This window comes from Rufibacter soli (genome assembly GCF_054781795.1).
In genome coordinates this window covers 1455101-1467491 of record NZ_BAAGTS010000002.1, presented here as the reverse complement: position 1 = coordinate 1467491, position 12391 = coordinate 1455101, and the positions used below count along the sequence as shown (strand labels likewise).

The window sequence follows — 12391 nt, the reverse complement described above, 5'->3', positions numbered from 1 at the left end:
TATGAGTGCACAACATAACACGCGCCTTCTGTTGGTAGAAGATGACCCCAACTTCGGGATGGTCTTGAAAGACTACCTGGAGCTCCATGACTATGACGTAACGCTGTGCACAGATGGGATGCAGGGGTTGCGCATGTTTCAGAAAGCTCCGTTTGATGTCTGTATTCTAGATGTAATGATGCCGCTCAAAGACGGGTTTTCCCTGGCAGAGGATATCAAGAAGGCAGAACCAGACATGCCCGTCATTTTCCTGACCGCCAAAGCCATGAAGGCCGACATGCTGGAGGGCTTTAAGATTGGGGCCGACGACTATATCACCAAGCCGTTTGACTCAGAGATTCTGCTGTACAAACTCAAAGCCATCTTGCACCGCAAGGCCACCCAGCATTCTCCTGAAAAGCCTGAAGTGCCCGAATACCACCTGGGCCATTACGTGTTCAACCCCAGAACCCGGCATATCACCCTGGGCGATCAGGACCAGAAACTATCGCCTAAGGAATCTGAGCTTTTGCTCATGCTCTGCCAACACCTTAATGACGTGCTGCCCAGAGAGGCCGCCCTGAGCAAAATCTGGAAAGAAGACAACTATTTCACCGCCCGCAGCATGGATGTGTTTGTCACCAAGCTGCGCAAATACCTGAAAGGAGACCCACGGGTGGAGATTGTGAACGTGCACGGCAATGGGTTCAGGCTAGTGGCCCCCGTGAGTGAACCAGAGGAATTGGCGCCTACCCATTAAAGGTCTTTCATTTAATGGCCTAGGTATTAGAAACCAGATCTTTTGAAAAAGACGTTTCCAGCATGATTTGGCCAAAACAGCCCCAAAACACAATCTCTCTTTCCTAGACAACGCATCTCTCACCAACTTGCCCTCCAGAGGTAGCCCAGAAAAAGTAAAAGGCTCAATCTCTGGCAGTACAAAAAAAGGAAATCCTGTTTCAGGGCTGTTTTCTGAAAAACGGCCCTGAAACAGGATTTATGGCTTTTAAATAAAGTAGAAACCAATCAGGAAAAGAAATTTTTCAGCAACTTAGGGTCCTGTTCCTTTTCAGAAATAAATTGGCACCCTACCCCATGAAGCGCATTGCCCTTTTCCCAGGTTCATTTGACCCATTCACCAACGGCCATTATGACGTAGTGCAGCGGGGCTGCGAACTCTTTGACAACATTATCATTTCCATAGGAAACAACAGCAGCAAGAACCGCTATTTTCCAGTGCCAGACATGGTAGAGATTATTGAGGATGTGTTCAAAGATAATCCCAAAGTATGGGTGCAGGCCTACAAAGGCCTCACCGCCGACTTCGCCAAAGAAGTAGGCGCCCGGTTCTTATTGAGGGGTCTTAGAAACACCACCGACTTTGAGTATGAGAACACCATTGCCCAGGCAAACCGGCACGTGAACCCAGACCTGGAAACGGTTTTCCTAATCACCTCGCCCAGCCTGGCGGCCATCAACTCCTCTATTATAAGAGAGATTCACCGCTTTGGGGGCAACGTGCAGGATTTTATCCCTTTCCACCTTTCTTCACTGCCTTCAAATAATCCCGGATGATGAATTGGATGGAGGCATAAGATTCAGGAAGCACTTCCAGCACCTCATCTGGGGTCATGAAGCGCACTTCCTCAATGTATTCTTCGGCCTGCGGTTTCATTAGGGAGTCGTCCAGGCATTGCATGGTGTACCAATTGGTCTTCTTCAGGATTTTGTTGCCTTTGTAGGCATAGGAATGCCAGGTGTTGGGCAACTCACCGGTAATGGCCACTTTGATATTGCACTCCTCTTCCACCTCCCTGAGGGCGCCCAGGCGGGTTTCCTCGGTTTTCTTGATTTTCCCTTTGGGTAAATCCCACATGCCCAAGCGGTAGATCATCAGGATTTTCCCGTCTTTAATGACCAGGCCGCCAGCGGCTTTAATGATCTTGAACTGGTCTTTGAGGTGCTCAATGAGCTTCTTCTTCTTATCGGTGACCAGGGTAAGCGATTCCAGCTTCTTCAGCTTTTTCACTTCCATAAGGCGCGCCAACCGGTCTACAAGCCCAGAATCTACGTCTTTGAAGAGCACATCGCCCACCAAGTCCTTTGACGTAAACTGGTCATCTTTACCGAGCACCAAATCATATTTGTGCTTAAAGATCTTTTCACTGCTTTTTTTAATAATCAGTGGGATGTCGTTGATAAAGACATTCATGAAGTAGGCGCTAATGTAGGAAGCGTAAACAGATACAAAATAAGAAAGAAATTTCAGATGGCACAAGGTGCTCCCACTGCGAAAAGATACGGACTATTTGCGTATTTTCGCCCATGCCACATACAGAAACCGCCGCCCAGATTGCGGCTTACCTCCTGGAAACCCAGGCCGTTCAGCTTCGTCCGGAGCAACCTTTCCTCTGGAGCTCCGGCTGGAACTCCCCTATTTACTGCGATAACCGCGTCACGCTCTCTTATCCGCATATTCGTTCCTTTATTAAAAAAGCCCTGGCCCAGGCCGTAAAAGCGCATTTTGAAGGTGTGCAAGCCATTGCCGGCGTGGCCACTGCCGGCATTGCCCAGGGTGCCTTGGTGGCAGACCTTTTGGACTTGCCGTATTTATACGTCCGTCCTGAGCCAAAAAGCCATGGAATGGGAAATCAAATTGAAGGAAAACTGGAAAAAGGCCAGCGCATAGTGCTTATTGAAGACCTGGTATCTACCGGAGGCTCCTCTTTAAAGGCCGCCAAAGCCGTGCAGTCTGCCGGCGGGGAAGTTATTGGCATGGCCGCCATTTTCACCTATGGCTTTAGCCAGGCTGACGCCAATTTTGCCGCCGCCAACATTCCCACCGTATGCCTTAGCAACTATAACGCCCTCTTAGAAACCGCTGCCCAACAAGGCTACATTTCGAAGGATGCTATCGCTACCCTGGAACAATGGCGCCAGTCACCTGAGACCTGGGGGAAGTAATTTAATGAGTGATGGAGTGAATGAGTGAATGAGTGAATGAGTGAATGGTTAAATGGTATGTTGAAGGAATGAAGGACAAAGCGTTTTGAGGCTATTTTCCCGAAAACAGACTCAAAACGCTTTCCTTTTCGTACTACTTCTTACTTTAAAATTTTTCATTCTCTCACTCATTCAATCACTCCATCTCTCATTATGAAAATAGGCCTGCTCTCAGACACCCATAGTTACCTGGATGACCGAATTCTGGCGCATTTGAAAGGATGTGACGAGATCTGGCATGCCGGTGATTTTGGCGTGGCGGCTGTTTCAGAGCGGCTGGCCGCGGTGGCTCCATTGCGCGGCGTGTATGGGAACATTGACGGGCCAGACGTGCGGGCGCTCCATCCTAAGAACCTTCGGTTTACCGTAGAGGGACTGGACGTGCTCATGACCCACATTGGGGGTTACCCCGGCAAGTACGCGCCAGAGGTAAGAGAGATGGTTAAGGCCAACCCGCCTGGCCTGTTTATCTGTGGCCACTCCCACATTCTAAAAGTCATGCAAGACCCCAAGCACGGCAACCTGCTGCACCTGAACCCCGGCGCGGCCGGAAAGCATGGGTTCCATATTATGCGCACAATGCTCCGGTTTGAGGTAAACGAGGGCAAGGTGCAGCACCTGCAGGCCATTGAGCTAGGCAAAAGGGCATAAAAAAAGTGTAACCAGTTCTGGCTACACTTTCAACTATGGGGTAATTGGAGTAATCGCGTACAGTTTGCCGAAAGGCAGTAGGCGAACGAAAAACGCAGAATTACTCAGCGGCTGTCGCAGCGCTGGTAGCGGCTGGAGCAGAAGTAGTGAAGCGAGCCTTCAGCTCTTCAATATCTACGTTCTTAATAACCGGAGTAGACAACAATTGCTTAATAACGCGTTGCTTGTTGTTTTGTCTTGCTTTATTCTTGCGGTCTTTTCTTTTTAATCTAGTAACTGCCATCGGTCAATATTTAAAATTGAATCGCAAAAGTAAGTTATTACTTTTACATTCTCAATATCTCAGCTTAAAAAAACACATGAAACCTTATATAGACCTAAGAAGCGATACTGTTACCAAACCTACGCCCGCCATGTTGGAGGCCATGTTCAAGGCCCCGGTAGGTGATGACGTGTACGGGGAAGACCCCACGGTCAATGAGTTACAGGTGTATGGGGCGTCTCTCTTTGGGATGGATGCCGGGCTCTTCTGCCCTTCCGGCACCATGACCAACCAAATTGCCATTAAACTACACACCCAGCCCCTCACGGAGGTGATCTGTGACCGCACTAGCCATATCTATGTATATGAAGGGGGTGGCATCGCGTTTAACTCGGCGGCCTCTGTGCACTTAATTGATGGGGTACGGGGTAAGATCACGCCCCAGCTGGTGGAAGCCGGCATTAACCCAGACAATATCCACTTCCCTATTACCCGGCTGGTTTCCCTGGAAAACACCTGTAATAAAGGCGGTGGGGCTTATTATACTATAGAGGAGATTGCGGCCATTTCTGCGGTTTGCAAGCAAAACAACCTGGCCCTGCACCTGGACGGGGCCCGGGTCTTCAACGCCCTGGTGGCTTCAGGCGATGACGCCAAAGCCTACGGCCGCTATTTTGACACCATCTCGGTGTGCCTTTCCAAAGGCCTGGGTGCGCCGGTGGGTTCATTGCTGCTAGGCCCTAAAAACCTGATAGAGCAAGCCAAGCGGGTGCGCAAAGTATTAGGCGGCGGTTGGCGCCAGGCGGGCTATCTGGCCGCAGCCGGACTTTATGCGCTCCAGAATAATGTGACGCGCCTGCAGCAGGACCATGACCGCGCCGCTCAGATAGGGGCAGCTTTACAACAAGCAAGTTACGTGGAAGCCGTGATGCCCGTAGAAACCAACATTGTTATTTTCAGGCTGGCCCCGCAGGTAAAGGATACTGAATTCCTGCAGTACCTGGCCGGGTTTGGCATTTTGGCCAGTGCCTTTGGGCCGCAGCAGATCAGGTTGGTCACGCACCTGGACCTGACGGAGGAGATGGTTCAAACCATCCTTCAGGCCATTACAGAATATAAAGGATAGGTAATTTCTGTTTCGGGGCCGTTTTTCAAAAAACAGCCCCGAAACAGAAAATCCAGGCCACTGGCTTTTTTTAGGCCGCGTGCGCCAGTTCCAGCAATACCTCATAATACTTACGCCCCAGCATCTTTGATTTTAACCAGGCATAGAAACTCATGGCTTGCAGGTCTTCATGTTCCGGGGGCACAAAGTCCAAGGATTCTTCTACCTGCTGAAAGAAATCTTTGCGGGTAGCCATGTTAGGTTGCAGAATAAGGAAACTGATCAACTGCAGAAAAGAGCGGGCGTTTTTGTAGACCTCCTGGCACAGCAAATCTTCAAAGGATCGCTCCAGCGCCTTTACCCAATCCAAGGCCAGGTCCAGGTTCCCAATCTCATACTGGATAATCAACTCCCCCATCTTCTTCTTCAAGACCCATTCGCGGCCCATGATCCGTTCACACCATTTGTCTGAGTGGTTGATCTGCAATAGGCAGTTGTTGGCCTTGGAATAGGCGTCCTGCGCGAAATACAGGAAACTGAGCCCCAGGCGCGCCGTCAGGAATTCCTTGGGCGGCAAGGTGATCTTGTTCGGTCTCAGCAAATTTTCCAGCAATTGCACACTCTGGGCCAGGTTATTCAGAAAGGCGTCATTGGCGGTCTTCAAGAACAGGTACTTGGGGTAGAAAACGGTAAAATAGTTTTTGGCCGGCCCCTGCAGGGTTTGGTGAAGTTCTTCCAGGTAGGTGTTGGACTGGCTGAACTTGCGGTTGCGATAGAGCACGTGCGCTATCATATAGAGCAGTTGTATCTTATAGAACTGATGCGCCAGCGAAAACCCCGGACTGGCGGCCATGGCCTGGTATTGCTCTATGATAAAGGGCTCAAAAGAGAAAAAATCGCGGCGGGCCAGCACGGCGGTCCTGGTGATGGCCATAAGTTTAAAGAAAAGCGCGGGGCGCTGACTAACCGCTTGGGTAAGGCCGTATTCCTGTAAGACCGCCTGTACCACGGCATCAAACTGCAGGTTACGGCCCTGCCCCCGGGACTGGTTCAGGCGGCGGTAAATCAGGCTGCTGGCAATGTTGGCCCGTTCCTCTTCCTCGGCGGCCTCCTTATTTAGATTCCGTCTCCTAATAATTTCATCCAGGTCGCTGGCAAATTCGCTGTCGGCGCGTTCTACCTGTAGGTTGTAGATAGTATTCAACAGCCCGAACTGCTCATTTTCCGAGGCCAGACGTTCGGCTTTCCTGAGGGTGTTCCAGGCCAGCCGCTCCGCCCCCACCTCTAACAGGTATCGCGCCATGGACAACTGACCCATAATGGTAGAGCCGGCGGTGGGGTCCTCGTCCATCTGCTTGAGCACAATGAAATCGGTGAGGTGCTGCATGAGCCGCTTGCGCAGCGCATAATACGCAGAGGGGTTGGGCTCGCCTGGGTAAAGCCGCTCCATGATCTGCTGCCCGGAAAGTACCTGTTTCTGCTGCAACAACTTAAACAACTCAAAATCCTTCCGGTCCTTCTTTTTCTTGTTTCGCTGGATAAACAGCGTGAACTCCTTAGTGTCTTCCGGGGAGAAAGTATGAATGGTGACTTTTAAATCATCCATAAGGCTAGGTTTTAGGGCTTTCTGGCATGTGGAGACTCCATTTAAAAAGTAAGTTTTACAACCTGTATTTAATTATCTATCAGTAACTTAAATACTTGCAAATCCCTTTTTAAAAGTAAGTATTTACCAAAGTTAATATGTTTCGCCAAAAGGCCAATCCTATCTTTATATAAGTAAAGTCAAACACACTAAAACAAACCCAATATGAAAAACTTATTACTCCTCTTTTTTTGCTTAATGGTATGGCAGATTAGCCAGGCACAGGACATCATTATTAAAAGGAACGGCGACGAGATTAGCGCTAAAATCCTGGAGCTAACCCCAAATGAAATCAAGTATAAGCGCTTTGATTACCAGGAAGGCCCTACCATCTCACTCTTAAAAAGAGACGTGTTCATGATCAAATACGCCAACGGCACCAAGGAAACCTTTAATGCCCCTATCACCAACACCCCCGCCTACCAGGCCACCGGAAGACCGGGCGCTGCCACAGATGAGGAAAGCATTGCCCTGCAGACTGCGGTAAAACTGGGCGGCCCCAGACTTGGGTTCACCATATTGTCTGGCGGCGTAGCCGATAAAGCCAAAGAGGAAATAGGCATAAGCCCATTTATCACGCAGTTTGGCTGGCAGTTTGAGACCAGGATCTTTACCACCGGCAATGGCCTGTCTGGCTTGGTAGAATTTGTGCCCCTTATTGGCGGCCTGGAGCAGGGCGAATTTTTACCCAGCCTAAATGCCTTGATTGGCCTGCGGGGCTCCAAAGGCTTTGAGTTTGGGGTAGGCCCTAACGTATCGCCGGCCGGAGCCGGGCTGGTCTTTGCGGTGGGCACCAACTTCCAGTCTGAGGGCGTCAACTTCCCGGTGAACTTTGCGGTGGTGCCCGGCAATGGCGGCATGCGGTTTAGCTTGCTCTTTGGCTTCAACTCCAGAAAACTATAATCTAGCCATTACTAACGCCATGAAATTAAGCTACGCCCTTTTAATTGCCCTGCTATTCGCCGGCAGCCTGTCTGCCCTGGCGCAGGATATCATCTACAAAACCTCAGGAGAGGAAATTAAGGCCAAAGTAATAGAGATCAACCCCACCCGCGTTTTATATAAGCAGCCCGACTTGTTTGCCGATAGCCTCTTTTCCCTGGCCCGCCAGGATGTGTTTATGGTAAAATACGCCAATGGTGCAAAGGAATTGCTGCAGGACCAAGTAGAGGAAATAAGTCCGGCTGCCGTAGAACGGTCTCCCGCTGAGTTGGTTCAACTGGGCCGCCTTGATGCCAGAAGGTCCTATACCGGCAATAAAGCCATTACGGGGGCTGCCCTAACCGGCTTCTTGTTTTTCCCTGCCGTTGTTGTAATTGCCGCGGTCCCGCCTAAGATCACCTTGAATGACGTACCTGACCATCAGTTGCTTTCCAACCCCTACTACTACAAAGGCTTCCGAAGCCAGGCACACAAAAAGAAATTGGGGAAAGTAGCCATTGGAGGCGCGGTTGGGCTATTAGGCCTGATCATGCTGACCTCCATTTCACCCGGCAAATAAAAGTACCAACTTCTGTTTCAGGGCTATTTTTGCAAAAACGGCCCTGAAACGCATTTTGCCCTCTGCAGGATGCCAATGTGGGAATGGCTTCCAAACATTTTCCCGGCCGTTCTCATTATTTACAGTAACTTTGCAGTCCATAAGACAAACACTACTTATGGCTTCTGCTAAATACATCTTCGTTACAGGGGGCGTGACTTCCTCATTAGGGAAAGGCATAATCTCTGCTTCTTTGGCTAAACTTCTGCAGGCGAGGGGCTTCTCGGTCACTATCCAGAAATTTGATCCTTACATTAACATTGACCCCGGCACGCTCAACCCCTATGAGCACGGCGAATGCTATGTGACCGAAGACGGCGCTGAGACGGACCTGGACCTGGGCCATTATGAGCGCTTCCTGAACACCCCAACCTCCCAGGCAAACAACGTCACCACCGGCCGTATTTACCACAACGTGATCACCCAGGAACGCCAGGGTGCTTACTTGGGCAAGACCGTGCAGGTGGTTCCCCACATTACTGATGAGATTAAGCGCCGCATGCTCCTATTGGGCGAGTCTGGCGAGTTTGACGTGGTGATCACTGAGATTGGTGGTTGCGTGGGTGATATTGAATCTTTGCCGTTTATTGAGGCCGTGCGCCAGCTACGCTGGGACCTGAACCCCAATGACACCGTGGTGATTCACCTGACCCTGCTTCCCTATTTGAAGGCGGCCGGCGAGTTGAAAACCAAACCTACCCAACACTCTGTAAAGGCCCTTTCTGAGGCGGGTGTGCAGCCAGACATTCTGGTATGCCGCTCTGAGTACGCCATTCCGGCGGAAATGCGCAAGAAAATTGCCCTTTTCTGTAACGTGTCCACCAACTCGGTGATTGAGTCCCTGGACGCCGAGACCATCTATGACGTGCCGCTGCTCATGAAAAAAGAGAAGCTGGATGAGCGCGTGATCAAAAAACTGAAACTGACCAGCCGCCAGGAAATCAACCTGGATACCTGGAAGGAATTCCTGGGCCGTCTTAAAAACCCTACCGAGGAAGTACACATTGCCCTGGTAGGAAAATACGTGGAACTGCCAGACGCCTATAAATCCATTATTGAATCCTTCATCCACGCAGGGGCCTTTAATGAGTGCAAAGTCCATCTTAAGTTCATTCAGTCTGAATTCATTTCCGCGGAAAACGTGCACATGCACCTGCAAGGCTTGGATGGCGTGTTGGTAGCCCCTGGCTTTGGTGAACGCGGCTTTGAAGGAAAGCTGGAGGCCATTCGCTACGTGCGGGAAAGCCAGATTCCGTTCTTCGGGATTTGCCTGGGCATGCAGACGGCGGCCGTAGAGTTTGCCCGCAACGTGCTGGGCCTCAAAGACGCCGCCTCTACTGAGATGAACCCTGCCACCCCCCACCCTGTTATTGACATGATGGAGGAACAGAAGAGCGTGACCCAGAAAGGCGGCACCATGCGTCTGGGCGCCTACCAGTGCGACTTGAAGAAAGGCTCCAAAGCGTTTCAGGCGTATGGCCGGGCCCACATCTCTGAGCGCCACCGTCACCGCTATGAATTCAACAACCAATACCTGGAGGCTTTTGCCGAGGCCGGCATGATCGCCTCTGGTACTAACCCAGACACCGGACTGGTGGAGATTATTGAGTTGCAGAACCACCCTTGGTTTGTGGCCGCCCAATATCACCCAGAACTCAAAAGCACCGTGTTGAACCCGCACCCGCTGTTTGTGCGCTTCATCAAGGCCGCTATCACGCAGTCAAAACTCAAAAACAAATAACCACTTACTAGCACTTATGGATAGGAATTCCGCAATAGGCATGGGCCTGATTGCCGTTATCATACTGGTTTACAGTATTTTCTTCATGAAAGGCCCTGAGCAAAAAGGGCCAGAAACTAAAAAAGCGACCTCGGCTGCCTCTATGGCGCCAGATTCTTCGTCTGTTGCTTCTACCCCGGCAGATGACTCCTTGGCCAATGCCCAACGTACGGCCCAGCTAGGAGAGTTTGGGGCTTTGGCTACCGGCCAGAACCAGAACGTGGTGCTGGAGAACAAGGAGCTTAAAGTAACGCTGGGTAGCAAGGGCGGAAAGGTGGAGGAAGTAGAATTGAAGAACTACAAAACCTGGGACCAGAAGCCGTTGGTGTTGTTTGACACCAAAAGCAGCCGCCAGGAATTCACGTTCCAGACCAAATCCGGTCGTACCATCAAGCTTTCAGACCTGTATTTCCAGCCGTCTGCCGTGGCCAACCTTACTGTAAAGGACAAGCCTGCCAGATCGGTAACATTCGTAGCGCAGGTTGCCCCTGGTCAGTCAATTGAACAGGTGTACACGCTGCAGGATGATTCTTACCAGGTAGGGTACCAGCTTAACTTCAGGGGCATGGACGCCCTGGTAGCCCAACAGCCGGTGCTTCTTACCTGGATCGATGAACTGAAGCGCCTGGAAAAAGACATCAAGCAGAACCGCAACCACTCCACCCTCAACTACTACACGGTAGAAGGTAGCTTTGACAAGCTATCGGCAAGCTCGGCAGACCCTGAAACAGAGAAACTGGAAGAGCCGGTGAAATGGGTGGCGAACAAGCAGAACTTCTTTACGGCCGCTATCATCGCAGATAATGGCTTCGCCAACGCCGAGGTTTCCAGCAAGTTCAACGCCGAGGACACGACTCAGGTAAAAACCCTGCAATCAAAATTGAGCATCCCGGTACAGGATGTTTTGAGCGGCAAAGGTCATTTCTCCTACTTCTTCGGGCCTAACGACTATGATATCCTGAAAAGGGTAACCGATGAATTTGACCGCAACCTGGAACTGGGCTGGGGTATTTTCGCCTACGTTAACAAATACCTGATCATCCCGGCATTTGACTTCCTGGAGGACTTTATTGGCTCCTACGGCATCATCATCATCTTGCTGGTGCTTTACATCAAGTTGCTCCTAAGCCCGCTTACGTACAAGTCTTACATCTCTATGGCCAAGATGAAGGTGTTGAAGCCTGAGATTGATGCTATCAAGGAGAAGCACGACGGAGACATGCAGAAGACGCAGGCCGAGACCATGGCCCTGTATTCCAAGATGGGCGTGAACCCCATGAGCGGCTGTATTCCTATGCTGCTGCAGATGCCTATCCTGTTCGCCATGTTCAACTTCTTCCCTAACTCCATTGAGTTGCGGCAGGAACCCTTCCTGTGGGCGCATGACCTAAGCACCTATGATGTGTTTGCCATGCTACCGTTCACCATTCCGTTCTATGGCAACCACGTGAGTATGTTCACGCTGCTTATGACGGCCTCCACCATTCTGTACACGTGGTCCAACAACCAGGTGAGCACGGTGCAGGGCCCTATGAAGTTCTACTCCTACCTGATGCCTATCATCTTCATGTTCGTGTTGAACAGCTTCCCGGCCGGTCTAAGCTTCTACTACTTCGTGTCTAACATTGTCACCTTTGGGCAGCAAGCCTTGATCCGGTACTTTGTAGACGAAGGAAAGATCCGGAAGAACCTGGAAGACTATCAGGAGAAAAACAAAGGCAAAGAGCCGAAAGGCGGCTTCCAGAAACGCATTCAGGACGCCATGAAAGCAGCCGCCGAACAAGAGGCCCAGCGCAAGAAAGGCGCTAAATAGTTTAGATTAACCCATAAAAAAGCCCGGTCTTCACCGGGCTTTTTTATGCACCAAACCTTTCAAACGAAATTTATATCGTAACTGATTTACAGCGATTTAAAACCTTCTACATCTTTCCTTACTTCATAATAAAAACACCCATATCTCCTTTTCCAGGCACCTTCTCAAAGGACGTTCCCGGTTCTCTCCTTCCACCTCCCATGCTTTTGCTCTAAACCAGTAGAAGGCTTCTACTGCCCCATTTTTCTTTTTGCAACCAACTTTGCGTTTTAAGCCTGTTTTTAGGAAAACAGGCTTAAAACGCATATTACGGCTTAGTTTCATAGTAACTCATACCAGAACCTAGAGGCTTTTCTGGTAGTGAATTTGAGGACGATTGTACTAGGCTGGCCGGCCCGTCGTTTAGAGAAGGGAAAGCCAAAACCTGCCATTTCTTCCGATTGACCATGGTTGCCTGCAGCGCTTATAACGTTTTGGCTAAAAAGATCGCTATCAAGTAGATAAACCATATTTGCTCAACCAATGGGCAAGCCTGAACCAAGGGCCAAATTGGGGATAAATAACCGCTAAGTGTTAATAAGTCAGGCTTACAAGTCTCTCTAAATTACCGTAT

12 protein-coding genes are annotated in these 12391 nt (G+C 50.2%); 9 read left to right on the top strand and 3 right to left on the bottom strand.

Annotated elements, in window-relative coordinates:
• Position 1 precedes the first annotated feature (1 nt).
• Positions 2-739 carry a response regulator transcription factor gene (locus ACYVJQ_RS08050; RefSeq protein WP_460892561.1) on the top strand — a complete coding sequence of 246 codons (738 nt, stop codon included), beginning with the start codon at positions 2-4 and terminating at the stop codon, positions 737-739.
• A gap of 335 nt (positions 740-1074) precedes the next feature.
• Positions 1075-1554, top strand: a complete 480-nt coding sequence (coaD, locus tag ACYVJQ_RS08045) for a pantetheine-phosphate adenylyltransferase (protein WP_460892560.1) — start codon at positions 1075-1077, stop codon at positions 1552-1554.
• Here the strand turns inward: coaD and ACYVJQ_RS08040 are convergent.
• Positions 1508-2191 (bottom strand): NUDIX hydrolase, encoded by a 684-nt coding sequence (locus tag ACYVJQ_RS08040; RefSeq protein WP_460892559.1) that lies wholly within the window; start codon positions 2189-2191, stop codon positions 1508-1510. The genes coaD and ACYVJQ_RS08040 overlap by 47 nt on opposite strands.
• A gap of 113 nt (positions 2192-2304) precedes the next feature.
• Between ACYVJQ_RS08040 and pyrE the strand changes: the two genes are divergently transcribed.
• Together pyrE and ACYVJQ_RS08030 are read left to right on the top strand one after the other, a co-directional pair.
• Positions 2305-2943 (top strand): orotate phosphoribosyltransferase, encoded by a 639-nt coding sequence (gene pyrE / locus ACYVJQ_RS08035; RefSeq protein ID WP_460892558.1) that lies wholly within the window; start codon positions 2305-2307, stop codon positions 2941-2943.
• A 192-nt stretch (positions 2944-3135) separates the two neighbouring features.
• Positions 3136-3633: a metallophosphoesterase family protein gene (locus ACYVJQ_RS08030; RefSeq protein ID WP_460892557.1), complete on the top strand. Its 498-nt coding sequence runs from the start codon at positions 3136-3138 to the stop codon at positions 3631-3633.
• Positions 3634-3733: 100 nt separating this feature from the next.
• On the opposite strand, the gene ACYVJQ_RS08025 is transcribed toward ACYVJQ_RS08030, so the two are convergent.
• Positions 3734-3916: a hypothetical protein gene (locus tag ACYVJQ_RS08025; protein WP_460892556.1), complete on the bottom strand. Its 183-nt coding sequence runs from the start codon at positions 3914-3916 to the stop codon at positions 3734-3736.
• 76 nt (positions 3917-3992) lie between these two features.
• Between ACYVJQ_RS08025 and ltaE the strand changes: the two genes are divergently transcribed.
• Positions 3993-5021 carry a low-specificity L-threonine aldolase gene (gene ltaE, locus ACYVJQ_RS08020; protein ID WP_460892555.1) on the top strand — a complete coding sequence of 343 codons (1029 nt, stop codon included), beginning with the start codon at positions 3993-3995 and terminating at the stop codon, positions 5019-5021.
• Positions 5022-5091: 70 nt separating this feature from the next.
• Here ltaE and ACYVJQ_RS08015 read toward each other — a convergent pair whose 3' ends face one another.
• Positions 5092-6606 (bottom strand): hypothetical protein, encoded by a 1515-nt coding sequence (locus tag ACYVJQ_RS08015; protein ID WP_460892554.1) that lies wholly within the window; start codon positions 6604-6606, stop codon positions 5092-5094.
• A gap of 204 nt (positions 6607-6810) precedes the next feature.
• On the opposite strand from ACYVJQ_RS08015, the gene ACYVJQ_RS08010 reads away from it, so the two are divergent.
• The 4 genes from ACYVJQ_RS08010 to yidC all read left to right on the top strand — a co-directional run bounded on the left by ACYVJQ_RS08010 (position 6811) and on the right by yidC (position 11778).
• Positions 6811-7548: a hypothetical protein gene (locus tag ACYVJQ_RS08010; RefSeq protein WP_460892553.1), complete on the top strand. Its 738-nt coding sequence runs from the start codon at positions 6811-6813 to the stop codon at positions 7546-7548.
• 19 nt (positions 7549-7567) lie between these two features.
• On the top strand, positions 7568-8146 hold the full coding sequence (locus tag ACYVJQ_RS08005; RefSeq protein WP_460892552.1) for a hypothetical protein: 579 nt from the start codon (positions 7568-7570) through the stop codon (positions 8144-8146).
• A 157-nt stretch (positions 8147-8303) separates the two neighbouring features.
• The gene (locus ACYVJQ_RS08000; RefSeq protein ID WP_460892551.1) at positions 8304-9926 is read left to right on the top strand and encodes a CTP synthase; all 1623 of its coding nucleotides are present in this window, start codon (positions 8304-8306) and stop codon (positions 9924-9926) included.
• A 16-nt stretch (positions 9927-9942) separates the two neighbouring features.
• Positions 9943-11778, top strand: a complete 1836-nt coding sequence (yidC, locus tag ACYVJQ_RS07995; protein WP_460892550.1) for a membrane protein insertase YidC — start codon at positions 9943-9945, stop codon at positions 11776-11778.
• The last annotated feature ends 613 nt before the right edge of the window (positions 11779-12391 follow it).

What these genes read in the sequence shown, in the direction of transcription:
- ACYVJQ_RS08025 (WP_460892556.1), bottom strand. Translation starts at nt 3,916, where the DNA reads ATGGCAGTTACTAGATTAAAAAGAAAAGACCGCAAGAATAAAGCAAGA.
- ACYVJQ_RS08040 (WP_460892559.1), bottom strand. Translation starts at nt 2,191, where the DNA reads ATGAATGTCTTTATCAACGACATCCCACTGATTATTAAAAAAAGCAGT.
- pyrE (WP_460892558.1), top strand. Translation starts at nt 2,305, where the DNA reads ATGCCACATACAGAAACCGCCGCCCAGATTGCGGCTTACCTCCTGGAA.
- ACYVJQ_RS08015 (WP_460892554.1), bottom strand. Translation starts at nt 6,606, where the DNA reads ATGGATGATTTAAAAGTCACCATTCATACTTTCTCCCCGGAAGACACT.
- ACYVJQ_RS08050 (WP_460892561.1), top strand. Translation starts at nt 2, where the DNA reads ATGAGTGCACAACATAACACGCGCCTTCTGTTGGTAGAAGATGACCCC.
- ACYVJQ_RS08005 (WP_460892552.1), top strand. Translation starts at nt 7,568, where the DNA reads ATGAAATTAAGCTACGCCCTTTTAATTGCCCTGCTATTCGCCGGCAGC.
- yidC (WP_460892550.1), top strand. Translation starts at nt 9,943, where the DNA reads ATGGATAGGAATTCCGCAATAGGCATGGGCCTGATTGCCGTTATCATA.
- coaD (WP_460892560.1), top strand. Translation starts at nt 1,075, where the DNA reads ATGAAGCGCATTGCCCTTTTCCCAGGTTCATTTGACCCATTCACCAAC.
- ltaE (WP_460892555.1), top strand. Translation starts at nt 3,993, where the DNA reads ATGAAACCTTATATAGACCTAAGAAGCGATACTGTTACCAAACCTACG.
- ACYVJQ_RS08010 (WP_460892553.1), top strand. Translation starts at nt 6,811, where the DNA reads ATGAAAAACTTATTACTCCTCTTTTTTTGCTTAATGGTATGGCAGATT.
- ACYVJQ_RS08030 (WP_460892557.1), top strand. Translation starts at nt 3,136, where the DNA reads ATGAAAATAGGCCTGCTCTCAGACACCCATAGTTACCTGGATGACCGA.
- ACYVJQ_RS08000 (WP_460892551.1), top strand. Translation starts at nt 8,304, where the DNA reads ATGGCTTCTGCTAAATACATCTTCGTTACAGGGGGCGTGACTTCCTCA.